This window comes from Phytohabitans maris, from assembly GCF_031085175.1.
Classification (GTDB): domain Bacteria; phylum Actinomycetota; class Actinomycetes; order Mycobacteriales; family Micromonosporaceae; genus Phytohabitans; species Phytohabitans maris.
This window is the reverse complement of record NZ_JAVHUY010000018.1, coordinates 96,687-121,652: the sequence shown is the minus strand read 5'-3', so window position 1 is coordinate 121,652 and position 24,966 is coordinate 96,687. Positions and strand designations below refer to the sequence as shown.

The following is a 24,966-nucleotide window of genomic DNA, read 5'->3' as shown; positions in this document are numbered from 1 at the left end:
CGGTCCGGACCACCGCGGACGTCGCGGTAGCTCAAGAAAGGAACTGTCAGGTGCAGTCGCCGGTCGTGGTGGCGCGGGTGCGGCTCTGGCCGGCGGTGGCGACCGGGGCCGCTTCCTGGGCCGTCACCGCGAAGCCGGTGTTTCGGTCGTCGGCCGCCGCCGCGAAGATGACGCCGAGCACCTGGCCGTTGGTCGAGACCAGCGGCCCGCCGGAGTTGCCGCTGCGCACCAGTGCCCGGATCGTGTAGATCTCGCGGGTCACGTCGCCGGCGTTGTAGATGTCCGGGCCGGTGATGTCGCCGACGTCGCGCACCCGGGCGGACTGGGCGTTGTACGGGCCGTCGAGCGGGAAGCCCAGCACGATGGCGTCCGCGTTGGTCGGTGCCTTGCGCGGCGCGAACGGCATGACCGGCGCCTCCAGGCCGGGCACGTAGATGACGGCGAGGTCGCGGTCCGGGTCGTAGACGGTGACCCGGCCGTCCAGCCGCTCGTCGCCGAGCTCCACCGTCACCGACCTGGTGCCGGCGACCACGTGGGCGTTGGTCATGACGCGCTCGGGTGAGTACACGAAACCGGAGCCCTCGATGCGCCGCGAGCAGCTCGGCGCGGAGCCGAGCACCTTGACCACCGACTGGCGCGAGTTGACCACGACGCGTGAGTTGGCGAGGCGGGGGTCGGGCGCGGCGACCTCGCGGGCGCGGGTGGGCGCCAGGTTGCCGAAGACCTCGGGGAAGCCACGGGTGTCCACCGTGTTACGCAGCGCGTCGGAGAGGGCCTGGGCCTGCTGGGGCATGACCCGGTTGACGCCGTCGAGGAGTGCGCTGTTACGCACCGAGCTGGCCAGCCACGGCAGCGACGACGAACCGAGCGGCACCGCCACGAGCCAGGCGACGACCAGCACCGCGAACACCGAGACGAGGGCACCGCCCGCGTCGTCGAGCTTGCGGCCGGTCGGGCTGGTGATGGCGTGCCGCAGGTGCGTGCCCAGCCAGCCGGCCAGCGCCTGCCCCAGCACCGCGAGCCCGAAGATGGCGATCAGGGACACGACGACGCGCACGGCGTCGTCGGCGAACTGCCGGGCCACCAGTGGACCAAGCTGCAGACCGACCAGTGCGCCGCCAAAGAAGCCGGCGAAGGAGAGTGCGCCAATCACGAATCCCTGTCGGTATCCGCTGATCGCGAACAACACCATAAGTAGGACAAGAGCGACATCGATGGCGGACACCCGTCAAGGGTACGGGGACCCGGCCACCGCCGAGTGCGACTCGCGGCTCGGGGCTCAGCCGACGTCGTCACCCGCCGATGGCGTGGGCTGCGGCGCGGGCCTGGGCAGCTCGGCGATCCGATCGCGCGGCCAGGGCCGGGACCAGCCACCCATCTCCAGCAACGCCGAGAGCACACCCGCCGTGAAGCCCCAGACGAACATCCCCCGCACCTCGAACGCCGGCCCGACCCAGCCGCTCGGGTGCCGGACCATGAGCCGGTTGTCCGGGTCGACAAGCTCGGCCACCGGCAGGCGGGCCACCCGGGCCACCTCGGCCGGCTCGCGGGGGTGCACCTCGTGCGGCTCGTGCCACCAGGCGAGCACCGGCGTCACCACGAAGTCGCTGACCGGGATCCACAGCGGCGGAAGCTGGGCGAGCACCGTGACGCTCTCCGGCTGGAGCCCCACCTCCTCGTCCGCCTCGCGCAGCGCGGTCGCGGCGGCGTCGACGTCTTCGGGGTCGCTCGCCCCGCCCGGGAACGCCGGCTGGCCGGCGTGGTTACGCAGGGTCTCGGCGCGCTGCAGCATGAGCACGTCGGGCTCGCCGTCCTGCTCGCCGAGGAGCACGAGCACCGCGCTGGCCCGGCCCCCCTCCTCCGGCGTCGGCACCCGGGTGAAGTCTTCGGCCCGGGCGGTGCCGAGCCGGTCGAGCAGCTGTCTCAGCCAGGAAGGCGCACTCACGGCAGCGTCACCCCGAGGTGGCGGGCGACCAGCGTCGCGAGGGTGGCGTCGTCGAGCGCGGTCGAGTTGTAGAGGTGGCGGACCCGCCCGTCGCGGTCGACGAAGAGGGTGGCCGGCAGGGCGCTCACCCCGACCTTGACCCGGAGCCGCTCGTCGGGGTCGAAGAGGTTGGGGTACGTCAGCCCGAGATCCGCGGCGAGGCTGCCCGCCGCCGAGCGGCTGTCGCGGGTGTCCACGCCGATGACCGTGACCTTGCCGGCGGCCCGGTCGGCGAAGCGCTGGAACGCCGGCAGCTCCTCCCGGCAGGGCGGGCACCAGGAGCCCCAGAGGTTGACGACCGCCGGGCCGCGGATCGCGCTCACGGTCACCTCCTGGTCGCCGGTGAAGCAGGGGAGCGCCACCTCGGGCAGCGGCTTGCCCTCGCCGCTCAGCGCGACCGGCTCGGCGGCGGGCGGGGGTGCGGTGAGCGCGGCGCAGTCGGTGAAGGGCGCGGGCGGCTCAGGACTCGGCGACGGCCCGCCGTCCGACCCACCACATCCGGCGGCGGCCAGCACGAGCACCACGGCCACCGCCCGCAGAGAACGAATCACGGTGCGTCCGGAGCCACCATCGCCTTGGCCGGCACGAGATCCGGGTCGACGCCCGCGGCGACGGCCAGCTCGCGGGCGCGGGGGCCCTTGAGCAGCTTGGCCGCGGCGGCCGTCTCGGTGGGGCCGGTCCCATACGACGGGCAGAGCTTGGCCAGCGTGCAGGCGCCACAGGCCGGCTTGCGCGCGTGGCAGACCCGCCGGCCGTGAAAGATCACGCGGTGGGAGAGCATCGTCCAGTCGCGCTTGTCGAAGAGCGCGCCGATCGCGTGCTCGATCTTGACCGGGTCGCTCTCCGCGGTCCACTCCCAACGCCGCACGAGCCGCTGGAAATGCGTGTCGACCGTGATGCCCGGCACGTCGAACGCGTTGCCAAGGATGACGTTGGCCGTCTTGCGCCCGATGCCGGGGAGCTTGACCAGCTCGTCGAGGGTGCCGGGCACCTCGCCGCCGTGCCGCTCGACCAGCGCCTGCCCCAGCTTCATCACCGAGTCGGTCTTGTTGCGGAAGAAGCCGGTCGGCTTGAGCAGATCCTCCAGCTCCGCCCGGTCGGCCGCAGCGTAGTCGGCGGCGGTCTTGTATCGAGCGAAGAGCTTGGGCGTGACCTCGTTGACCCGGACGTCGGTGGTCTGGGCGGAGAGGATCGTCGCCACGGCCAGCTGGAGCGGGGTCTCGTGGTCGAGCTCGCAGTGCGCGTCGGGGTGGGTCTCCTCCAGGATCCGTCCCATCTTGCGCGCACGACGCTTGCGCGAAAGGTCACTCTCTACACGGGCCACGCGCGAAGCCTACGCCGGACCACCGACAGCTCAGGCCGTCGCCGGCGCGGTGATCTTACCGGTGACGTCGAGGACCGCCCCGGACGACGGGAAGTCGGATCTGCTGAGCCGCCGCACGGCCGCCGCGCCCCGGTGGTCGCCGTCGATGGCGGGTTTGCCACCAGCGTCCAGGTACGTCGAGACGAGCTGCCCGCCGCCCCAGCTGCCGTCGGCCGCGAGCGAGACCTTGAGGACCCCGCCCAGCCCCAGCACGCCGGCCTTGTTGAGCGTCCCGGCGCCGCCGGCGAAGTTGCCGAGGCTGTACGCCACCAGCCGCCCCTTGTAGAACTCCATCGCCCGCAGCACGTGCGGTCCGTGCCCCACGATCAGGTCGGCGCCCGCGTCGACCATGGCGTGGCTGAACTTGATCGGGTCGCCCCGGTTCTCCCCGAGGTACATCTCGGTCCCGGGCTTCACGTGGGTCATGGCCGCGCCCTCGGCGCCCATGTGCACTTGGACGACCACGATGTCGGCCAGGCCGGCCGCCTCCTCCACCACCGCGGCCGCGGCATCCACGTCCACAAGCGGGTTGGACCACGGGTACGAGGAGAAGCCGGCGACCGCCACCCGTACGCCCTCGACGTCGATCACGGTGATCTCGTCGGGCGCGCCGGTGTGCTTCAGCCCGTACTCCTCCAGCGCCTGCTGGGTGTTGCGGAAGCCGGCCGGCCCGTAGTCGTGCCCGTGGTTGTTGGCCTGGTTGAGCAGCTCGAACCCGGCGTCCCGCAGGTGCCCCGCGTACGACGGCGGCACCCGGTACTGGAAGCAGTTCTTGGACGTGGGGCCGCACTTGCCGGTACCGGTGTCGTCGGTGATCGGCTCTTCGAGGTTGCCCATCACGAGGTCGGCCCTGAGCGCCTCGCGCACCGCGGCGAAGAAGCCATCGCCCCCGTCGGGCGGGAGCTTGCCGGGCGCGTTGCCCATGATGATGTCGCCGGTCGCGGAGAGCGAGATGGTGCGGCCGGGCACGCCGGTGGGGGGTGCGGCCGCCCGGCCGGAGGGCTCGGAGAGCGCGCTGTCGCGCCACCGCGCCAGTACCGGCGGATCGTCGGTGACCGCGAGGACGACCACGCCGCCGCCGAGCAGCATGGCCCCGACCGCGAGCACGACGGCGGCCGGCCGCGCGAGGCCGCTTCGCCGCCGCTGGCGGGCACCGGAGGACTGCTGTCGTGGGGGCATCGCCCCGGACCATACCTTCCCCGGGCCAGCCGGAACGAGCTACCGAGGCCGTTCTGACCAGGGCATTCCGGACCCTTGGCCGGTGCCGCCACCCGTTCGGACGGCCGCGTGGACCGCTCGGGCGAGCGGTGCGCCCCAGGCCGAGCGCGGGCCGCCGTACGACGCCTCGGGCCCGCCCGCCGGGCAGAGGACCGAGACCGCATCGGTGGAGGTACCGGTGGCCGGGAGGCCGAGCTCCCACAGCGCCTGCGCCTTCGCCTCGGTGGCCGTGGCGACGGCGTTGACCAGTGCCGCAGGCGAGAGGCGGACCGGCAGGCGCACGACGATGTTGACCGTGCCCGGGCCGGACACGGCCGCGGCGGGCGGGGCGGCCGCCCAGATCGGTTCGCCGAGCCCGACGGTGGCCCACGCCTGTACGCCGCCGTCCTCCGCGGTGACGACCTCGGCGACGTCTACGCCGGTGAGCAGCCCGACGCCGGGGCCGGTGAGCCCGGCCCGCGCGGCCATCTCGGCGAGGTGGGCGTCCGGGTCGTCCCGGCGGTACGACATCGGCACCGTCGCGTTGACCACCCAGTGACGCAGGCCGATCCCGCCGCCCAGCGGAGCGGATGAGATCGCGAGCAGCGGCTCCGCGAGCCGCCACACAAGCAGGGGAACGTCCAGCCCGTCCTCGTGGCGGGCGGTCAGCACAGGCTCTGCGGACATCCATCGCACTCTACGGCTCGCCGATCAAGTTTCCGGGGGTGGACGCCCGGTCGCCGCCCAGGTGGGCCTAGACTTACTGCGCGCGTCGACACGCGGGCGAGTGCGTCGCAGTGGGGATATGCGCAGGTGGAGGTGCGGCGATGGATGAGGTGTTGGCCCGTAGCGGGATCTTCCAGGGTGTCGACCCCGAGGCGGCGGAGGCGCTCGCCAAGGAGATGGAGACGATCGAGACCCGCAAGGGCGAGGTCGTGTTCAACGAGGGCGAGCCCGGCGACAGTCTCTACATCGTGCTGTCCGGCAAGATCAAGCTGGGTCGCCGCGCCGCCGACGGCCGGCAAAACCTCATCTCGGTGATGGGCCCCTCCGACATGCTCGGCGAGCTCTCCCTCTTCGACCCCGGCCCGCGCACCGCCACCGCGACCGCGGTCACCGACACCCGCCTGGCCCGGCTGCGCAAGCAGGCCCTGCGCCCCTGGCTCAACAACCGGCCCGAGATCGCCGAGCAGCTGCTGCGGGTGCTGGCCCGGAGGCTGCGCCGGACCAACGACGCGCTGGCCGACCTGATCTTCACCGACGTCCCGGGCCGCGTGGCCAAAAACCTGCTCCAGATGGCCGGCCGCTTCGGCACCCGCGACGGCGGCGTGCTGCGGGTGACGCACGACCTGACCCAGGAGGAGCTGGCCCAGCTCGTCGGCGCCTCCCGCGAGACGGTCAACAAGGCCCTCGCCGACTTCGCCTCCCGCGGCTGGCTGCGCCTCGACGGCAAGAGCGTGATCATCCTCGACCCGGAGCGCCTGGCCCGCCGCGCCCGCGTCTGAAATTACCCACACGCGAGGGCCCCAAAGAGGCTTATTGGCGCCGTAAGCCTCACCGGCTGAATGCTCGACAGGCCGAGCGCGCTCTCATGACGAACCTCGGGTTGCAAAACAAGCAGTCTTGACTGTTTGTTTGGGAGCGGGCAGGCTGGGGGTGTGCCGGTACGCATGCCGCAGCAGGAGCGCAGTCGCGCCACCCAGGCCCGCCTTCTCGAAGCCACTGTGGAGTGTCTCGTCGAGCGGGGCTGGTCCGGCACGACCACCACGGTCGTCGCCTCGATGGCGGGTGTCTCGCGGGGCGCACAGCTGCATCACTACCCGACCAAGGCGTCGCTGGTCATGGCCGCCGTCGAGCACCTGGCCGAGCGCCGTGCCGAGGAGATCCGCAAGGAGGCGGCCGCCCTCCCGCCGGGGCCGCGGCGGCTCGACGGGGTGGTCGACATGCTGGCGTCGGCGTTCACCGGGCCGCTCTACGTGGCCGCGCTGGAGGTGTGGGTCGCCGCCCGCACCGACGCCGAGCTGCGCGCGGCGCTGGTCCCGCTGGAGGCGCGGGTCGGCCGGGAGATGCACCGGCTGACCGTCGAGCTGCTCGGCGCCGACGAGCGCACCCCGGGCGTGCGCGAGGCGGTGCAGGCCACGCTCGACCTGCTCCGCGGCCTCGGCGTGGCCAACCTGCTCTCCGACGACACCACGCGGCGCACGGCACTGCTCGCCGCGTGGAAGCGGCAGCTGGCCACCCTTCTGTGACGCGGAGGCACTCATGCCCGACCTCGCCGCACTCCTCGCCGACCTGGACGCCGAGTCGGGCGACCTGGACGCCCGGGTCGGGCCGCTGCCGGACGCGCACTGGACCCGGCTGACCCCGGCGGACGGCTGGACGATCGCCCACCAGGTCGCCCACCTGGCCTGGACCGACCACGTGGCGCTGCTGGCCGCCACCGACCCGGCGGCCTTCCACGCCTCGGTGGCCAGCGCGGCCGGCGATCCGTTCCGCTTCGTCGACCGGGGCACGGAGAGCTTCCTCTGCCCGCCGGCCGAGCTGCTCCAGCGGTGGCGGGCCGGGCGTGCGGCCCTCGCCGAGGCGCTGGCCGCCACGCCGCCCGGGGTCAAGCTGCCCTGGTACGGCACGGCGATGTCACCCGCCTCGATGGCGACCGCGCGGATCATGGAGACCTGGGCGCACGGACAGGACATCGCGGACACGCTCGGCCACCGCCGTACACCGACCGATCGGCTGCGGCACATCGCCTACCTCGGCGTCCGTACCCTCGGCCACAGCTTCATGACCCACGGCCGCGACATCCCGGCGGCGCCGGTCCGGGTCGAACTGATCGGCCCGTCCGGCCCCGGGGCCGGCGCGGTCCGGAGCGAGGAGCGCGGCGGCGAGCCGGGCACCAGCCGGCAAAGCATCTGGGAGTTCGGGCCGAGCGACGCCACGGATCGGGTCGTCGGCCCGGCGCTCGACTTCTGCCTGCTGGTCACGCAGCGGCGGCACCGGGCCGACCTGGCGCTGGTCGCGACCGGGCCGGTGGCCGACGAGTGGCTCGACATCGCGCAGGCCTTCGCCGGGCCGCCCGGCGCCGGCCGCGAGCCCTCCGGCGCCCGGTCATGATCCGCATCGGCAACGCCTCCGGCTTCTACGGCGACCGGGCGTCCGCGTGGCGGGAGATGCTCGAGGGCGGCCCGCTCGACGTGCTCACCGGCGACTACCTGGCCGAGCTGACCATGCTGATCCTCGCCCGCGACCGCCTCAAGGACCCGTCGCTTGGCTACGCCCGCACGTTCCTGCGGCAGATGGAGCAGTGCCTCGGCCTGGCCGCCGATCGCGGGGTCCGCATCGTGACCAACGCCGGTGGCCTCAACCCCGCCGGCCTGGCCGCCGCCCTCCGCTCCCTCGCCGCCCGGCTCGGCCTTTCCACCACCATCGGGTACGTCGAAGGCGACGCGCTCGACCAGCCGGACGCGCTCGCCGCGAACGCGTACCTCGGGGCGTTCGGCATCGCTTCCTGCCTCGACGCGGGTGCCGACGTCGTGGTCACCGGCCGGGTCACCGACGCGTCGCTGGTGGTGGGGCCGGCGATCGCCCACTTCGGCTGGACCCGCGACGACCTCGACGCGCTCGCCGGTGCGACGGTCGCCGGTCACGTACTGGAGTGTGGCGCGCAGGCGACCGGCGGCAATTTCAGCTTCTTCACCGAGCTGCCGGACGGCGGGCGGCGGCCCGGCTTTCCGATCGCCGAGGTGCACGCCGACGGTTCCGCAGTGATCACCAAGCACCCCGGCACCGGCGGTGCGGTGACCGTGGAGACGGTGACCGCCCAGCTCGTGTACGAGATAGCCGGGCCCGCCTACCCCGGCCCGGACGTGGTGACGCACCTCGACACCGTCCGGCTGGCCCAGGAGGGGGCGGACCGCGTGCGGATCACCGGGACCCGGGGCACGCCCCCGCCGCCGACGCTCAAGGTCGGTGTCGCCGGGCTCGACGGCTACCGCAACGCCATGACGTTCGTGCTCACCGGCCTGGACCTCGACGCCAAGGCTGCCCTGGTCCGCGCCCAGATGGAGGACGCGGTCGGCAAGGAAGGTCTGGCGTTCACGCTGACGAAGACGGCGGACGGCGCCCTCCTGCACGCGGCGATCCACGACCCGGACCCGAAGCGGGCCGGCCGCGCCTTCTCCAGCGCCGCCGTCGAGCTCGCGCTGGCCAGCTACCCCGGCTGCACGCTCACCACCCCACCCACCGACCCGACCCCAAACACAACCTTCAAAACCGCCGAGATCCCCCAGCTCCCCCACTGGTCCATCCCCCACGACGGACCGCGCGTGGAGATCCCCCCACCCACGCAAACCGCCCCGTTGATCAGGGAGTACGTGGACCGACACGCCGCACGACACGCCGACGAACTCCCTGATCAACTGCGTTGGCGGGTGGGGGCACGGTCGGGGGACAAGGGGAGCGATGCGAACGTGGGGGTTTGGGTGCGGTCGGCCCAGGACTTTGCCGTACTACGCGGGTGGCTCAGCCGGGAGCGGTTTGTCGAGTTGTTGCCAGAACTCGCCGAGTACCCGATCGAGCGGTACGAAATGTCTAATCTTTTCGCCATAAATTTCGTGGTCCGGGGCGTGCTCGCGCGGCGGGATTGGCTTGATCCACAAGGGAAAGCGCTGGGAGAGCGGTTGCGCGCGCGTCTTCGGGAGTCACGGTGAGCAGCATCCGTGTCGCGGTGGGTCAGCCGTTCGTTACGGAGGTGGCGATGGCGAAGACCATCGCCGTCGCGGCGTGCGGCCGGGAGGCACGACCGTGATCACCAATGGGATCGCGAAACAGATGGGGGTCTGAGCCATGGCCGTCCTGGACACCGCCATCGACCCGCGCAACCCGTCGTACCTGGAAAACCGCGGCGCGATGCTGGAGCGGCTGGCGGAGCTGGATACGGCGCTCGACGCGGCCCGCAACGGCGGTGGCGAAAAGTACGTGACCCGCCACCACGCGCGCGGCAAGCTGCTCCCCCGCGAGCGGATCGAGCTGCTCCTCGACCAGGACGCGCCGTTCCTCGAACTGTCGCCGGTGGCCGCGTGGGGCACGGACTTCCCGGTCGGCGCGAGCGTGGTGACCGGCATCGGCGTCGTCGAGGGCGTCGAGTGCGTGATCATCGCGAACGACCCGACGGTGCGCGGCGGCGCGGTCAACCCGTACACGCTGAGGAAGACCCGCCGGGCCGGCGAGATCGCGCTGGCCAACCGCCTCCCGATGATCAACCTGGTCGAGTCGGGCGGCGCCGACCTGCCCAGCCAGGCAGACATCTTCATCCCGGGCGGGCAGGTGTTTCGCGACCTGACCCGGCTCTCCGCCGCGCGCATCCCGACGCTGAGCGTGGTGTTCGGCAACGCGACGGCCGGCGGCGCGTACGTGCCGGGCATGTCCGACTACACGATCATGGTGCGCAACCAGGCCAAGGTCTTCCTGGCCGGCCCGCCGCTGGTACGCATGGCCACCGGCGAGATGACCGACGACGAGTCGCTCGGCGGCGCGGCGATGCACGCGGCCCGCTCGGGTCTGGCCGACTACGTGGCCGAAGACGAGCGCGACGGCATCCGGCTGGCCCGCCAGTGCGTACGGCGCCTGAACTGGCGCAAGGCCGGACCTCCCGCACGGCTGGCGGCACCGCCGAAGCACGACGCCGAAGACCTCCTCGCGGTGGCGAGCGCCGACCTCAAGGTGCCGTTCGACCCGCGCGAGGTGCTGGCCCGGGTGCTCGACGGCAGCGAGTTCGACGAGTTCAAGCCGGCGTACGGCACGGCGCTCGTCACCGGCTGGGGCGACCTGCACGGCCATCCGGTCGGCGTACTGGCCAACGCGCGCGGCGTGCTCTTCTCCGACGAGGCGCAGAAGGCGACCCAGTTCATCCAGCTCGCCAACGCCTCCGACACGCCGCTGCTCTTCCTGCAGAACACGACCGGGTACATGGTCGGCACCGAGTACGAGCAGCGCGGCATCATCAAGCACGGCGCCCTGATGATCAACGCGGTGGCCAACTCGACCGTCCCGCACGTGACCGTCAACCTCGGCGCCTCGTACGGTGCCGGCAACTACGGCATGTGCGGCCGGGCGTACGACCCGCGCTTCCTCTTCAGCTGGCCGAACGCGAAGTCCGCCGTGATGGGGCCGGCCCAGCTCGCCGGCGTGCTGTCGATCGTCGCGCGGCAGGCCGCCGAGGCCAAGGGACAGGCGTACGACGAGGACTCCGACAAGGCCATGCGCATGATGGCGGAGCGGCAGATCGAGGCGGAGTCGGCTGCGCTCTTCCTCTCCGGCCGGCTGTACGACGACGGCGTGATCGACCCGCGCGACACCCGTACCGTGCTGGGCCTCTGCCTTTCTGCGATCCACAGTGGACCGATCAAGGGCGCCGAGGGCTTCGGCGTCTTCCGGATGTGAGGTGGCGATGATTCGACGACTGCTGGTCGCCAACCGCGGCGAGATCGCGCGGCGCGTCTTCGCCACCTGCCGGCTGATCGGGATCGAGACGGTAGCGGTCTACAGCGACGGCGACGCCAACTCCCCCCACGTCGCCGAGGCGGACTACGCGGTGCACCTGCCGGGCAACGCGCCCACGGCCACGTACCTGCGCGGGGATCTGCTGGTGGCGGCGGCGCGCAAGACCGGCGCGGACGCCGTACACCCGGGTTATGGGTTTCTCGCGGAGAACGCGGATTTCGCGGCGGCCGTGGTCGACGCGGGCCTGACCTGGGTCGGGCCGCCCGCCAAGGTCATCAAGATGATGGGCTCGAAGATCGAGGCCAAGACGCTGCTGGCCGACGCCGGCGTGCCGATGCTCCCCACCTACCTCGACCCCGACGCGGTCACCGAGTTTCCGGTGCTGGTCAAGGCGTCCGCGGGCGGTGGCGGGCGGGGCATGCGCATCGTGCGCGACGCCGAGTCGCTGGGCGAGGCGGTCGCCTCGGCGCGGCGGGAGGCGGCCGGCGCGTTCGGCGACGGGACGGTCTTCCTGGAGCGGTACGTGGAGCGCTCGCGCCACGTCGAGGTGCAGATCTTCGCCGACACGCACGGCAGTGTGGTCCCGTTCGGCGAGCGCGAGTGCTCGATCCAGCGGCGGCACCAGAAGATCATCGAGGAGACCCCGTCGCCAGCCGTCACGCCCGCGATGCGCGAGGAGCTATGCTCGGCAGCGGTGGCCGCCGCCCGCGCGGTCGGCTACGTGGGGGCCGGGACCGTCGAGTTCCTGCTCGCGCCGAGCGGCGAGTTCTACTTCCTGGAGATGAACACCCGCCTCCAGGTCGAGCACGCGATCACCGAGTGCGTCTCCGGCTTCGACCTGGTGCAGCTCCAGTTGCTGGTCGCGGAGGGCCTGCCGCTGCCGATCGCCGGCGCCGCACCGATCCGCGGCCACTCGATCGAGGTACGGCTCTGCGCCGAGGACCCCGCCTACGCCTGGCTCCCCTCCACCGGCACCCTGCACCGGCTGCGGGTGCCCGAGGTGGCGGCGCAGTTCCGCCCGCTGGCACAGCCGGGGCTGCGGCTCGACTCCGGGGTACGGGACGGCTCGGTCATCGGCGTCCACTACGACTCGATGCTGGCCAAGCTCATCGCCTGGGCGCCCACCCGCCACGAGGCGGCCCGGCTGCTCGCGTCGTCGCTCACCCGCTCCCGCATCCACGGCGTGGTGACCAACCGCGACCTGCTGGTCCGCGTGCTGCGCCACCCGGCCTTCCACTCCGGCGACATCGACACCGGCTTCCTCGACCGGCACCAGGAGGTCTTCGCCCCGCTGCTGTCCTCTGTGGACGCTGTGCGGGTCTCCTGCCTGGCCGCCGCGCTCGCCGAGGCGGCCGCCCGCCGCGAGTCCGCCGCGGTGCTGCGCTCGCTGCCGTCCGGGTGGCGCAACGTGCCGTCCGGCTCGCAGACCACCGTGTACGACGGCCCGGCCGGCCCGGTCGAGGTCGGCTACCGCCTGGACCGCGCCGGCGAACTCGCCAACTGGTGGGTGCGGGCGGTCGACCCGGAAGACCTCGACCTCGCCGGCCTCGGCCAGCCCTCGGTCACCGACGACCACCCGCCGGTCGCGCTGGTCTCCGCCGCGCCGGACCGGGTGATCCTCGACGTCAACGGCATCCGTCTCGCGCTCGACGTCGACCGGGTCGCCAACGTCTCCTATGTAGACAGTGCGGAGGGTTCGGTCGCCCTCACCGAGCTGCCCCGCTTTCCCGAGCCGGAGCCCGAGCTGACCGAGGGCTCGCTGCTCGCCCCGCTGCCCGGTGCGGTCAGCCGGGTGCTCGTCACGCCCGGCCAGCGGGTCAAGGCCGGCGAGCTGCTGATGACGCTCGAGGCGATGAAGCTGGAACACCCGGTACACGCCCCGGCCGCCGGTGTCGTCACCTCGGTGCCGGTGACCGCGGGCGCGCAGGTCGACACAGGTGCGGTATTGGCGGTCCTCACCCCGGAGTAGGCGATGTTCGAACTCACCCCCCAACAGGCCGACCTCCGCGACGCGGTCGCGGCCCTCGGCCGCCGCTACGGCCACGAATACTTCGTGGCAAAGGCGAAAACCGGCGAGCACACCACGGAACTCTGGTCGGAGGCCGGCAAGCTCGGCTACCTGGGCGTCAACGTCCCCGAGGAGTACGGCGGCGGGGGCGGCGGCATCACCGAACTGGCCATCGTCTGCGAGGAGCTGGCCGCGGCGGGCTGCCCGCTGCTGCTGCTCGTGGTGTCACCGGCCATCGCCGCCACGGTGATCGCCAAGCACGGCACTCCCGCCCAGCGGTCGGCATACCTGCCCGGCTTCGCGGACGGCACGCTCAAGGTGGCCTTCGCGATCACCGAGCCGGAGGCCGGTTCCAACGCGCACCGGCTGGCCACGACCGCCCGCCGCGACGGTGACGACTGGCTGATCTCCGGCCGCAAGTGCTTCATCTCCGGAGTCGACGAGGCCGAACACGTGCTCGTCGTGGCCCGCGTCTCGGCCGGCGACCGCCTCCAGCCGGCCCTCTTCCTGGTGCCGATCTCCACCCCTGGCCTGCTGGCCACCAAGCTCGACATGGAGATCGTGTCGCCGGAGAACCAGTTCCTGCTGTACCTGGACGACGTACGCGTCCCGGCGGACGCCCTGATCGGCGGCGTCGAGGCCGGCCTGCCCGCCCTCTTCTCCGGGCTCAACCCGGAGCGGATCACGGTGGCCGCGATGGCCGCCGGCACCGCCCGGTACGCCCTGTCCCGCGCCTCCACCTACACCGCCACCCGCCAGGTGTGGGGCCGCCCGATCGGCGCGCACCAGGGCGTGGCCCACCCGCTGGCGCACGCGGCCGTACAGGTGGAGCTCGCCCGCCTGATGATCGCCAAGGCCGCCGCGCTCTACGACGCCGGCCGCGACGTGGAGGCCGGGGTGGCCGCCAACATGGCCAAGTACGCCGCCGCCGACGCCGCCGCGCTCGCCGTGGACACGGCCATCCAGGTGCACGGCGGCAACGGCATGACCACCGAGTACGGCGTGGCGACGCTACTGGGCGCGGTGCGGGCGGGCCGGATAGCCCCGGTCAGCCGCGAGATGATCCTCAACTTCGTCGCCCAACACGTCCTCGACCAGCCCAAGTCGTACTGACCTCACGGCCTTCCGGCGGTCGAACTGGAAGCGGTCACCGGGCCAACGTCGGACCTTGCAGGGCGTCCCGGCCCTTGCCGGCCAGGCAGCGGAACGTGCGGTCGCCTTCGCCGTCCGGGCGCAGCACCTCGAACTGCCAGCCCTGGGTGGACAGGAGCAGCGTCGTCCGCATGAACGTGCTGTCGGTGCAGAGCGACTTGACCGCCGGGTCGCCGGCGACGCCGTCCGGGTCGGCGCCGGCGGGCAGGTCGCCGACCGCGTACGCCTCCCAGGTGTGCCGGCCGGCGCAGTCGACCCGCTGCGCCCGGATCCCCGGACCGCTGGCGTCGGCCGCGCCGTAGCACTCCAGCTCGTCGGGGCAGCGGCCGCCGGCGATGGGCAGCAGGCAGCCGGGCAGCGCGCCGCCGGCGAGCGACGGGAGCGGGGAGCCGGTGGTCGGGAGTGCGGTGGGGCTGGGCCTGGGATCGGGGCGGCCGCTGACGTACCAGGCGCTCGCGCTCACCACCGCGAGCAGGGCGAGCGCGGCGACGCCGCCGAGGATCCAGTGCAGGCTCCGCCGCCGGCGGCCACCGACGGTCGGCGTGCTGTCGTGGGCCGGTACGAACCCGGGCGCCCGCGGGTAGGTGGGTGGCGGGGGCGGCGGGCCGGCACTCGGGCCGGAAGGGCTGACACCGGGCGAGACCGGGTGGGACGGGGTCGGGGTCGGCGGGGCGTACGAGCGGGAGACGTAGACGCCGCGCGGTGCCGAGGAGGGCGGCGGCTCGGTCAGCGACACCCCGGCCAGCATGTCGCGCAACTGCTCGGCCGAGGGGCGGGACTCCGGCTCGTTGGCCATGCCGTGCCGCAGCACCTCCATCATGGCCGCCGGCACGCCGGGCAGATCGGGGATGGGCTGGCTGAACAGCTCCATCAGCGTGATCAGGCTCGGGTTGCGGTCTTCGCGCCAGCGGGGTGGCTTGCCGCGCATCACCGCGTAGAGGGTGGCGCAGAGCGCGTACACGTCGACGGCGGGCGAGGGCGCGCTGTGGCGAAACATCTCCGGTGGCGCGTACGCCGGGGTGAGCACCTCGAGCGTGACCGAGGAGTCGCGCGCCTCGGCCAGGACCGCCAGGCCGAAGTCGGCGAGTGCGGGCTCGCCGAAGCGAGAGCGGAGGATGTTGGCCGGCTTGACGTCACGGTGCAGTACGCCGAGATGGTGGGCGTCGGAGAGCGCGTCGGCGATCTTCATGCCGACCTCGCGGGCCTCGGCGGGCACGAGCGGGGCGTCGCGCATGCGATCGGCGTACGAGCCCTCGCACAGCTCCATGATCAGGTACGGGTGCTGGTCGGCGGTCACGCCGGCGTCGAAGAGGTCGACCACGTGCGGGTGCGACGACATGCGCCCCGCCGCCCGCGCCTCGCGCAGGAAGCGGCGCTGGTCACGCTCGTTGTCAAGGGTGCGGTTTTCCACCTTGACGGCGACCTCGCGGGCGACCGACTCCTGGATCGCGCGGTAGACGGTGGCGTACCCACCACGGGCAAGCACCGACAATCCGGACAGCCCCGGCACCACCGGCAACGGCAGCGCGCTCGGGGGGCCATCGGTCACGGGTTAGAAGGTACCGAAGACACTCGGCCGAGCCGCTCCCGCACCGCGTCCGCGCCCGCCCGTTCGGCCACCCGTTGCGTCCCGTACGCGTACCGCACGGCGTCATCGGCCGCCACGAGTGCCTCTTCCCGCTGGCCAGCGGCGGCGAGCGACTCTGCGAGCACCTCGGCGGCGACCACGCAGCTGCGCACGTCTTCGGCGGGCACGGCGACCGCCCGGCGGGCCCAGTCGAGCGCCTGGATCCGCTGCCCCTCGGCGAGCAGCGCCGCCGCGTACGCCGCGAGGGCCTGCCGCCGCGAGAAGAGCAGTCCCGGCCCCTTGGCCGCGGTGGCGATCGGCGCCAGCAGCCCGATCGCGGTGGCCGCGTCACCCTCCGCCAGCCGGGCCCGGGCCAGCAGCACCCGCGGGCCGATCTGCGCGGGCGCGAGCGGGTTGTTGGGCTCGACCTTCGTCATCACGGACTGGGCGTCGCGGGCGGCGCCCTCGATGTCGCCGCTGTCGAGCGCCACGAAGCCACGTGCGGTGCCGGCCATCCCGGTCAGCAGCGGGTGCCCGGTGCGCTCCGCGTACGCCAGGGCGTCGGTCAGCAGGTCGGTGGCGTGCTCGAACTCCCCCAGCCCGCGCGCGATCGCCCCGCGCACCACGAGCGCGAAGCCGCGCCCCCAGTCGTCGGCGACCGCGTCGAAGTCGCGGTACGCCCGGCGCGCCCCGCGGTCCGCTTCGGCCAGGTCGCCGAGCTCGGCCGCCGCGAACGCCTCGACGGCGCGCAGCGTGCCCACCGCCCACGCCTCGCCGACCCGCTCGCCGAAGGGCAGGAAGACCCGGGCCAGCCGCCGGGCCTCGGCCAGCCGCCCGGCCAGCAGCCGGGCAAAGGCCGTCGTGCCGCGCAGCCACGCCCGCCCGGTCGGGTCGCCCAGCTCCGCGAAGAGCCGCGCCGCCCGCCCGAGCACCGCGTCCGTGCCGGCGAAGTCACCCCGCGTCGTGGTCACCCAGGCAAGATCTTGCAGCGACCAGGCCTGCCCGAGGCGGTCACCCGAGGCGAGATCCACCTGGTACGCCCCGGCGAAGCGGCTGCTCGCCTGCCCCAGCCGGCCGCGCAGGTAGTCGGCCATGCCCAGCCGCCGCATCGCCTCGGCGCGCGGCCCGGGCAGCCCCGCCTCGGTGGCCACCTGCATCGCCTCCTGCCAGGCCTGCAGCGCGCGGTCGGGCTCGCCGAGCACGCGGTAGGCCCGGCCCATGACCAGGAGTGCGCCGGCCCGTACGGCCGCGTCGTCGCCCGCGTTGGCGGAGAGCTTCTCCGCGTACGCCAGCGCGTCGCCGGACCGGCCGGTCTGAAGCAGCGCCCGGGCCAGCACGAGCCGGTCGGCGCTGGGCAGCCCGTCGCCGGCGAGCCGGACGGAGCGCTCGGCGTACTCGGCGGCCAGCGTCGGCTCGCCCATCGCGAGTGACCGGCGCGCGGCCCGGCCCAGCGCGGCGACGCCCAGCGGTAGGACCGTGCGGGCCACCGCGTCCGGCCGGAGGCTGATCGCGTCGGCGAGCGCGGCGGCCCGCTCGACGTGGTCGGCGATGAAGGCGTCACGGTCGGCCGGTGTCATCCCGCCGAAGCCCCCGACCCGGGCGACCCGGCCGGCCGGGAGCGCGGAGGGTGCCGGTGCGGCCCACTGCGCCAGCGTGGCGTGCCGGTCGGCGAGGTCGGCCTTGCCGATGCCCGCGTAGGCCGCCTCGCGCATCAGCGGGGTGGGGAAGGCGAACCCGTCCCGGGTGCGCCGCAGCATGCGCCGCTGCAGCAGCTCGTCGACGGCCCGTTCCAGCTCGACGGCGGCGACCGCGGTCGGGCGCCCGTCATGGCCGGCCCGCCGCTCGCGCAGCGCCTCCAGCGTCCCCTCGGGCACGTTGTCGCCGATCACGGCCGCGTCGCGGAGCACGGCCCGGGCGTCGGCGGGGAGCGCGTCGATCCGGGCGGCGAGCACCGCGGCGAGGTCGCGGGAGAGCAGCCGGCTGCCGAGCGAGCCGGGTGCCAGCCGCCAGGTGCCGCTGGCCCCGGCGACCGGGGTGAGCGCGCCCCGCTCCATGAGCAGCGTGACCAGCTCGGCCAGGTAGAACGGGTTGCCTTGCGCGGTGGAGAGCAGCCGATCGGTGTCGGCCTGTGGCAGCCGCCCGCCGCGCAGGTACGAGGTGAGCAGCCGGGCCGCGTCGGCGCCGCGCAGCGGGGGCAGCGGGTGCACCTCGGCGTCGGCGACCCGGGTCAGCGCCCCGGCGGTACGGACCAGCTCGGGGCGGCCCAGCAGCAGCACCAGCACCGGGCCGGTGAGGTGCGACAGCGTGACGCCCAGCGCCTCGATCGTCTCCGGCGTCGCGTCGTGCAGGTCGTCGACGATCACCACCAGCGGCACCTCGCCGGCCAGGCCGGTGAGCAGCTGGGCGACCGCGATCGGCGTGGCCTCAACGTCTGGCGCGGCGGTGTCCGGCGTCCACTCCGCCACCCCGGCCGGCACCCCGTGGGCGGTCGGCGTCTCGCCGTACCCCATCAAGGCGAGCAGGAGCTCGACGGCGACCGGCGGCGGGTCGGACCGGAACCGGCCGAGGCGCTGGCCGAGCCTCTTGAGCCTCTCCTCGACGACCGCGCGGGTGACCGCGGTGGCCGCATCGCGCGGCAGGCCGATCGCGGTGCGCACCATGTCGGCGAGCGGAGCCAGCCGGCGGCGCTCGCCGAAGGCGGCGCAGCGGACGGAGAGCACCCGCGCGCCGGTCGTGGCCGTGTACCGCCCGGCGCTCACGTCGTATCCGGAGGCGAACCGCTCCACTTCGGAGGCGAACCGGCTCTTGCCGATGCCGGCCTCGGCGGTCAGCACGAGCACGCGCGGCTCGGCGCTCTCGATCACCTCGGCGAGGCGGCCGGCCACCCGGCCCAGCTCCGCCTCGCGCCCCACGAACGGCGCCTCGTCGCCGACGCCCGAGCGGGTGCCCGGGGCGTCGTGGAGGCCCAGCAGCTCGTACGCCTCGACCGGCTCGCGCTTGCCCTTGAGCCGCAACGGCCGCAGCTCCCGCCACGACGCCACGTGCCGGGTGGCCGACGCGGTGCGGGCGCCGGCGTAGACCGCGCCCACCGCGGCGGCGTCGGCGAGACGCGCGGCGGTGTTGACCGTGTCGCCGATGACCGTGTACTCGATCGCGGCCTGGATGCCGGCGACCACCTCGCCGGTGTTGAGCCCGACCCGCAGGCCGAGGGGCGCGCCGCCGCCCCGCTCGTCGTCGAGCACCCGGCGGACCGCCCGCTGCATGCTCAGCGCGGCCCGGACCGCCCGTTCGGCGTCGTCTTCGTGGGCCACCGGCGCGCCGAAGACCGCCATGATCCCGTCGCCGGTGAGCTTGTCGACGTGCCCGCCGAACGTCTTCACCGCGCCGGCCAGCGCGGCCAGCACGCGGTCGGTGACGGCACCGACACGTTCCGGATCGAGGTCTTCCGACCAAGAGGTGAAGTCGGACAAGTCGCCAAAAAGGACAGTGACCACCCGCCGCTCGGCGGCCGGAAGGGAGGCGGCGGCCGGCAGCGCGGCGCCACAGTTGTGGCAGAAACGCGCGCCAGGCACCGCAACGGTGCCGCACACCGGGCAGGTCACGGTGAGTCCAACCACACCGACCCGGAAGTCGATTCCCCACCGTCGTGTCCGAGGTACGCCAGTTGGGCGCGTACGGACCATTCGGCGGCGGGCCACAGCGACGGGTCCACATCCGCGTAGACCTTCGCCACGACCTCTTGCGCGCTCCCGGCGCCCTCTGATATCGCCTGTCTGACCTGGTCAAGGCGGGCACGGCGGTGGGCCAGGTAGAACCGGGCGGCCGCACCGCAGTCGGCCAGCGCCGGGCCGTGACCGGGCAGGGCCGGCACTCCCTCGTACGTGGAGAGCAGCTCGAGACTCGCCAGGTAGGCCCCGAGGTCGCCGTTGGGCCAGGCCACGACCGTCGTGCCGCGGCCCAGGATCGTGTCGCCGGTGAAGATCACCCGCTCGCCGCCCACCTCGACCAGGAAGCAGACCGAGTCGGCCGTGTGCCCGGGCGTGGGGACGTGCGTGATGTCGAGGCCCCGGGCGTCGTCGCCGGCCCCCGTGATCTCCACGAACCGGGGGAGCCCCTCGACGTGGTCGGGGTGGCCGTGGGTGCCGAGCACGGCGCCGACCGGCCCCGTCGCCGCGACCGCGCGCAGGTGCCCCTCGTCGAGCGGGCCCGGGTCGATCACGACCGAGCGCTCGGCGCCGGACGCGCGCAGCACCCAGGTGTTGGTGCCGTCGAGCGTCATCGGCCCCGGGTTGGGGGCGCGCACCAGCGTGACCCACTCCGGCAACCGGTCGGCCAGCGCCGCCGCGGGCGCGGTGACATGCCCCACCATGCCAGCGATCGTACGACTCAGGGGTGACACCGCGGGCTTTTCACTCAGGTAGCACTCAGCCTCGACTACTTACATCCGTGCCGCGCGTGTCACCGCTCAGCCGCCACGGGTGGTGCCCAGGCGCCACCGGGTGGTGCTCAGGCAACCTCGACGATGACCTCGACCTCGACCGGAGCGCCCAGCGGAAGCTCCGCCACGCCCACCGCGCTGCGCGCGTGCTGGCCCGCCTCGCCGAAGACCGCGCCGAAGAGCTCGGAGGCGCCGTTGATCACGCCGGGCTGGCCGGTGAACCCCTCGGCCGAGGCGACGAAGCCGGTCAGCTTGACCACCTTGACCACGTTTTCCAGGCCGACGAGGGAGTCGATCGCCGCGAGCGCGTTGAGTGCGCACCGCTCGGCCAGGTCCTTGCCCTGCTCCGGGGAGACGCCCCCGCCCACCTTGCCGGTGGCCAGCAGCTTGCCCTCGGCGATCGGCACCTGGCCGGAGACGTACACGTGCTTGCCCGACTGCACCGCGGGCACGTATGCGGCCACCGGCGGGACGACCTCCGGCAGCGTCAGGCCGAGCTCGGCCAGCTTCGCGTACGGGTCGTTCACGTCAGGCCGCCTTCGGCCGCTTGAGGTACGCGACGAGCTGCTCCGGGTTGGGACCCGGAACGACGGCCACCAACTCCCAGCCGTCCTCACCCCAGTTGTCGAGGATCTGCTTGGTGGCGTGGACCAGCAGCGGCACGGTGGCGTACTCCCACTTCTGCATGCCGGCACCCTAACCGGCACGCTCGTGGCGCTCGCCGTTGGGCCGGTACGCGGCAAGCGGGTCTTCGATCGTTCGCCACCGGGCGCTACCCTGACGGGCACACTGCGACCGTGGGCCTGGGGGATACCAATGACGCAACCGCCTAACGGTGGTGCCGGCGAGCAGCAGGAGGGTTCGGCGCCCGGTTATCCGGCGCCCGTCGACCCGTTCGCCGCCGCGCCCACCGACCCGCCACCACCGGCGGAGCAGCCGGCCGTGCCACCGCCGCCGGCGCACCCGATCGTTCCGCCGCCGCCCGCCCAGCCGGTGCCGCCGCAGCAGCCGGGCTACCCGCCACCGGCGTACACGACGCCCGGCGCCGCGCCCGGTTACCCGCCGGCGCCCGGTTACCCGCCGCCGGCCCAGCCGGGCTACCCACCCACCCAGGCCGGTTATCCGCCGCCCCCGCCCGGCTACGCCCCGCCCCAGCCCGGCCTGCCCGCGCAGCAGCCCGGCTACGCGCCGCCGATGCCCGGCCAGCCCGTGCCGGGTCAGCCCGTGTCCGGGCAGCCGATCTCCGGGCAGCCCGCCTACCCGCCGCCGCCTGGCCAGCCGGCGTACGCGCCGCCCCCGCCCGAGCAGCCCGGCTATCCCCCGCAGGTGCCCGGCCAGCCCTACCCGGCGCCGGTCTCCGGCGGGCCGTACGCGCCGCCGATCTCGGCCCAGCCCTTCCCGGGGCAGCCCACGTCCGGCCAGCCGGGCTTCCCGACCGACCCGGCGTACGCGCAGCCCGGCTACCCGGGATACCCCGGCGCGCCGGCCCCGGAGCGCAAGAAGTCGCGGACGCCCCTGATCCTCGCGGTCGTGGCGGTGGTCGTCGTGCTGCTCTGCGGCGGCGGCGTGACAGCGGGTTTCCTGCTCATGCGCAACACCGAGCCCAACGACGGGGCCGCCGAGCCGGTGGCCGCCGTGCAGGACTTCCTCAAGGCGGTCTACAACGACCAGGACGCCACCAAGGCCAACGACCTGGTCTGCGCCGAGGCCCGCGACGAGGAGGCGCTGACCACGAAGGTCGACGAGGTCAAGGCGAACGCCACGAAGTACAAGAACCCGCGGTACAAGTGGGACGAGCCGAAGGTGGACAGCCAGGAGGCGGAGAGCGCGACCGTCTCGGTCAAGGTCACCATGACCACCCAGGACGAAAAGGTCGCCGAGCAGCAGTTCCAGTTCACCGTCGTGCAAAAGACCGGCTGGTTCGTCTGCGAGATCGGCGGCTGACCCCGCCGGCCGCACCGCGGACTACGCTCGGAGCGTGCGGGCGAGTGAGCAGATCCCCGGCCAGGTCAATCCGGCCTGGCCGGCGCGTCTCCATGTCGTGACGGGCAAGGGCGGCACCGGCAAGACCACGGTCGCCGCCGCCCTGGCGCTCGGGCTGGCAGCCGGCGGGCGCCGCACGCTCCTGGTCGAGGTCGAGGGGCGGCAGGGCATCGCCGAGCTGTTCGGGCTCGGCCCGCTGCCGTACGAGGAGCGCCGGGTCGCCGGCACCCCGGACGGCGGCGAGGTGCGGGCGCTCGCGGTCGACGCCGAGCTGGCCCTGCTCGAATACCTGGACATGTTCTACAAGCTCGGCGCGGCCGGGCGGGCGCTGCGCAAGTTCGGCGCGATCGACTTCGCCACCACGATCGCCCCCGGCCTACGTGACGTGCTGCTCACCGGCAAGGTCAAGGAGGCCACGACCCGCACCGTCGACCGCCGCCGGGTGTACCACGCGGTCGTGCTCGACGCCCCGCCCACCGGCCGGATCGGCCGCTTTCTCAACGTGACCGCCGAGACCGCCCGGCTGGCCAAGGTCGGCCCGATCAAGACCCAGAGCGAAAACGTGGCCACCCTCCTCCGCTCGCCGATGACCGCCGTGCACGTGGTCACGCTGCTGGAGGAGATGCCGGTACAGGAGACGGTCGACGCGATCGCCGACCTCGACGCCCTCGGCATCCCGATCGGCAAGGTCATCGTCAACGCGACCCGCCCGCCCCTGCTCACCGGCACCAAGGTCAACCAGGCGGAGCTGCGCCGAGGGCTGGCCGCGGCCGGGCTCGCCACCGACCGGGCCACGGTCTCCGGCCTGTACGCCGAGGCGAAGGCATACCTCACCCGCCACGAGCTGGAGGAGTCGCTCCGGGTGGAGCTCGCCGAGCTGGGCGAGCCGATGGTGGAGCTGCCCCTCCTGCCTGGCGGGGTCGACCGCGCCGCGTTGGACACCCTGGCGGCTGAGTTACTCGGCACGCAGTGAGCCGGCCCGGATACGCTCGGTCGGTGTCTTCCGATCACGCGGGCCGGCGGCTGGACGTGGACCGCATCCTTGCCGACCCCGGCGTGCGGATCGTCGTCTGCTGTGGCTCGGGCGGGGTCGGTAAGACCACCACGGCGGCCGCGCTCGCGCTCCGGGCCGCCGAGCGCCACGGGCGGCGCACCGTCGTACTCACGATCGACCCGGCCCGCCGGCTCGCCCAGTCGCTCGGGCTGACCGAGCTCGACAACACGCCGCGGCAGGTCAAGGGCATCGAAGCGGACGAGAGCGGCGGCGAGCTGCACGCCATGATGCTCGACATGAAGCGGACGTTCGACGAGGTCGTGCTCGCGCACACCGACCCGACCCGGGCCGCCGAGATCTTCGCCAACCCCTTCTACCAGGCCATGAGCTCGACGTTCTCCGGGACCCAGGAGTACATGGCGATGGAAAAGCTGGGCCAGCTGCACGCCCGCGGCGAGTGGGACCTGATCGTGGTGGATACCCCGCCGTCCCGCTCGGCCCTCGACTTCCTCGACGCGCCCGCGCGCCTGTCCCGCTTTCTCGACGGCCGCATGCTGCGCCTGCTGCTGGCGCCCGCCCGAGCCGGCGGACGCAGCATGTTCAGCCTGGTCACGGCCTCTTTCGGGATGTTTTCCCGGGTCGTGCAGAAGGTGCTCGGCGCCCAACTGCTGACCGACCTGTCCGGCTTCGTGGCGGCGCTCGACTCGATGTTCGGCGGCTTCCGCCAGCGCGCCGAGCAGACGTACCGCATCCTCCAGGCCCGCGAGACGGCGTTTCTGCTGGTCGCGGCGCCGGAGCCGGACGCGGTCCGGGAGGCCGCCTACTTCGCCGGGCGGCTCGGCGAGGAGCGCATGCCGCTCGCGGGGCTGGTGCTCAACCGGGTGCACCGTACGACCGCCGAGGGGCTGTCCGCGGAGCGCAGCCGGGCCGCCGCGGAGGAGCTGGAACGGAGCGGCGGCTTCGGCGCCGCCGCGGACGCGCTGCGGGTGCACGCCGCGCTGGCCGAGCAGGCGACCCGGGAACGGCGGGTGGCGGCCGTCTTCACCGACGCTTACCCCGCCGTGCCGACGGTCGAAGTCGCGGCGCAGCCCGCCGACGTCCACGACGTCGACGGGCTGCGTACGGTAGGTGACGCTCTCAGCCAGCCGTGACCAGCACCTTTTCCTTGTCGCGCAGTGCCGCCTCGAACATCTTCCGCCAGCTGTCCACCTGCGGGTGCCGGCGCAGCAGCGCCCGCCGCTCGCGCTCGGTCATGCCACCCCACACACCGAACTCGATCCGGTTGTCGAGCGCGTCGGCGAGGCACTCGTAACGCACCGGGCAGCTGCGGCAGATCCGCTTAGCTACGTTCTGTTCGGCGCCCTGTACGAACAGCGCGTCAGGGTCGCCGCTCTGGCATGCAGCCATGCTCGGCCAGTCTGTGATCATCCCCATCAGTCCACGTCCCCCCTTGCAGTCCGCTTCCCCGACCCGTGCCCGGCCGGATTCCCCCCGGCCACCCGCTGGCACTCCCCCCGAGCCCCAGCGAGTGACGTGCAGTACTCGCCGGACCATCATGCTCTGTAGTCGTCCGATTACGCAACGTTGTCTGGCAAATCCATCAAAACCCAGACGGTCCACCCGTTTCCAGGCGGCCGAGATTAGGCTTACCCGGCGGCGATCTGCGAAAACGCGAGCCAAGTGTCCCGCACGTGGGTCAGGCTCAACATCGGCAGAACGCATCCGCACGCAGGGGGTCATGCGTCTAGCACAACGAGGCCGGTGCCCGCAGGACATGCC

22 protein-coding genes are annotated in these 24,966 nt (G+C 73.4%); 10 read left to right on the top strand and 12 right to left on the bottom strand.

The features are described from left to right. Positions 1-46 precede the first annotated feature (46 nt). The 6 genes from RB614_RS20610 to RB614_RS20585 form a co-directional block, all read right to left on the bottom strand. Entirely contained in the window at positions 47-1,225 is a 1,179-nt protein-coding gene (locus tag RB614_RS20610) for a MarP family serine protease (protein WP_308714190.1), read from the bottom strand. A 54-nt stretch (positions 1,226-1,279) separates the two neighbouring features. After that, positions 1,280-1,945 carry an NUDIX hydrolase gene (locus RB614_RS20605; protein ID WP_308714189.1) on the bottom strand — a complete coding sequence of 222 codons (666 nt, stop codon included), beginning with the start codon at positions 1,943-1,945 and terminating at the stop codon, positions 1,280-1,282. Then, positions 1,942-2,535, bottom strand: a complete 594-nt coding sequence (locus tag RB614_RS20600) for a TlpA family protein disulfide reductase (protein ID WP_308714188.1) — start codon at positions 2,533-2,535, stop codon at positions 1,942-1,944. The genes RB614_RS20605 and RB614_RS20600 overlap by 4 nt, the downstream gene beginning before the upstream one ends. Next, positions 2,532-3,260, bottom strand: coding sequence for an endonuclease III (gene nth, locus RB614_RS20595; RefSeq protein WP_308714241.1), 729 nt, complete (start codon positions 3,258-3,260; stop codon positions 2,532-2,534). The genes RB614_RS20600 and nth overlap by 4 nt, the downstream gene beginning before the upstream one ends. Before the next feature lie 78 nt (positions 3,261-3,338). Continuing rightward, positions 3,339-4,436, bottom strand: coding sequence for a CapA family protein (locus tag RB614_RS20590; RefSeq protein ID WP_308714240.1), 1,098 nt, complete (start codon positions 4,434-4,436; stop codon positions 3,339-3,341). 129 nt (positions 4,437-4,565) lie between these two features. Further along, entirely contained in the window at positions 4,566-5,231 is a 666-nt protein-coding gene (locus RB614_RS20585; RefSeq protein WP_308714187.1) for an adenosylcobinamide amidohydrolase, read from the bottom strand. A 140-nt stretch (positions 5,232-5,371) separates the two neighbouring features. On the opposite strand from RB614_RS20585, the gene RB614_RS20580 reads away from it, so the two are divergent. The 7 genes from RB614_RS20580 (at position 5,372) to RB614_RS20550 (ending at position 14,166) form a co-directional block, all read left to right on the top strand. Beyond that, positions 5,372-6,049, top strand: coding sequence for a Crp/Fnr family transcriptional regulator (locus tag RB614_RS20580; protein ID WP_173057568.1), 678 nt, complete (start codon positions 5,372-5,374; stop codon positions 6,047-6,049). A 165-nt stretch (positions 6,050-6,214) separates the two neighbouring features. After that, complete coding sequence (locus RB614_RS20575) at positions 6,215-6,793, top strand: TetR/AcrR family transcriptional regulator (RefSeq protein ID WP_308714239.1); 579 nt, start codon at positions 6,215-6,217, stop codon at positions 6,791-6,793. A 13-nt stretch (positions 6,794-6,806) separates the two neighbouring features. Next, positions 6,807-7,658, top strand: coding sequence for a maleylpyruvate isomerase family mycothiol-dependent enzyme (locus RB614_RS20570; RefSeq protein ID WP_308714186.1), 852 nt, complete (start codon positions 6,807-6,809; stop codon positions 7,656-7,658). Then, complete coding sequence (locus tag RB614_RS20565; RefSeq protein WP_308714185.1) at positions 7,655-9,253, top strand: acyclic terpene utilization AtuA family protein; 1,599 nt, start codon at positions 7,655-7,657, stop codon at positions 9,251-9,253. The genes RB614_RS20570 and RB614_RS20565 overlap by 4 nt, the downstream gene beginning before the upstream one ends. A gap of 136 nt (positions 9,254-9,389) precedes the next feature. Further along, on the top strand, positions 9,390-10,985 hold the full coding sequence (locus RB614_RS20560; protein WP_308714184.1) for an acyl-CoA carboxylase subunit beta: 1,596 nt from the start codon (positions 9,390-9,392) through the stop codon (positions 10,983-10,985). 7 nt (positions 10,986-10,992) lie between these two features. Next, positions 10,993-13,014, top strand: a complete 2,022-nt coding sequence (locus tag RB614_RS20555) for an ATP-binding protein (RefSeq protein WP_308714183.1) — start codon at positions 10,993-10,995, stop codon at positions 13,012-13,014. A gap of 3 nt (positions 13,015-13,017) precedes the next feature. Further along, positions 13,018-14,166 (top strand): acyl-CoA dehydrogenase family protein, encoded by a 1,149-nt coding sequence (locus RB614_RS20550; protein WP_308714182.1) that lies wholly within the window; start codon positions 13,018-13,020, stop codon positions 14,164-14,166. Positions 14,167-14,200: 34 nt separating this feature from the next. On the opposite strand, the gene RB614_RS20545 is transcribed toward RB614_RS20550, so the two are convergent. The 5 genes from RB614_RS20545 to sp36 form a co-directional block, all read right to left on the bottom strand. Further along, positions 14,201-15,754, bottom strand: coding sequence for a serine/threonine-protein kinase (locus tag RB614_RS20545; protein WP_308714181.1), 1,554 nt, complete (start codon positions 15,752-15,754; stop codon positions 14,201-14,203). Next, positions 15,751-19,455 (bottom strand): adenylate/guanylate cyclase domain-containing protein, encoded by a 3,705-nt coding sequence (locus RB614_RS20540; RefSeq protein WP_428983070.1) that lies wholly within the window; start codon positions 19,453-19,455, stop codon positions 15,751-15,753. Before RB614_RS20540 ends, RB614_RS20545 begins: the two co-directional genes overlap by 4 nt. Continuing rightward, positions 19,371-20,141 carry an MBL fold metallo-hydrolase gene (locus RB614_RS20535; RefSeq protein ID WP_308714179.1) on the bottom strand — a complete coding sequence of 257 codons (771 nt, stop codon included), beginning with the start codon at positions 20,139-20,141 and terminating at the stop codon, positions 19,371-19,373. Before RB614_RS20535 ends, RB614_RS20540 begins: the two co-directional genes overlap by 85 nt. A gap of 137 nt (positions 20,142-20,278) precedes the next feature. Then, a complete protein-coding gene (locus RB614_RS20530) occupies positions 20,279-20,737 on the bottom strand; it encodes a RidA family protein (protein WP_308714178.1) in 459 nt (152 codons plus the stop codon). A 1-nt stretch (position 20,738) separates the two neighbouring features. Further along, complete coding sequence (sp36, locus tag RB614_RS20525; RefSeq protein WP_265247995.1) at positions 20,739-20,897, bottom strand: Sp36 family protein; 159 nt, start codon at positions 20,895-20,897, stop codon at positions 20,739-20,741. Between the two features lie 129 nt (positions 20,898-21,026). Between sp36 and RB614_RS20520 the strand changes: the two genes are divergently transcribed. From RB614_RS20520 to bagB, 3 genes are read left to right on the top strand one after another with little or no spacing between them, the layout of a single operon-like run. Next, on the top strand, positions 21,027-22,154 hold the full coding sequence (locus RB614_RS20520; protein WP_308714177.1) for an Rv0361 family membrane protein: 1,128 nt from the start codon (positions 21,027-21,029) through the stop codon (positions 22,152-22,154). Positions 22,155-22,188: 34 nt separating this feature from the next. Continuing rightward, the gene (bagA, locus tag RB614_RS20515) at positions 22,189-23,166 is read left to right on the top strand and encodes an ATPase BagA (protein ID WP_308714176.1); all 978 of its coding nucleotides are present in this window, start codon (positions 22,189-22,191) and stop codon (positions 23,164-23,166) included. A 23-nt stretch (positions 23,167-23,189) separates the two neighbouring features. Then, complete coding sequence (gene bagB, locus RB614_RS20510; protein WP_308714175.1) at positions 23,190-24,338, top strand: ArsA family ATPase; 1,149 nt, start codon at positions 23,190-23,192, stop codon at positions 24,336-24,338. Here bagB and RB614_RS20505 read toward each other — a convergent pair. Next, positions 24,325-24,621, bottom strand: a complete 297-nt coding sequence (locus RB614_RS20505; RefSeq protein WP_173040558.1) for a WhiB family transcriptional regulator — start codon at positions 24,619-24,621, stop codon at positions 24,325-24,327. The two genes, bagB and RB614_RS20505, sit on opposite strands and share 14 nt — an antisense overlap. Positions 24,622-24,966 lie beyond the last annotated feature (345 nt).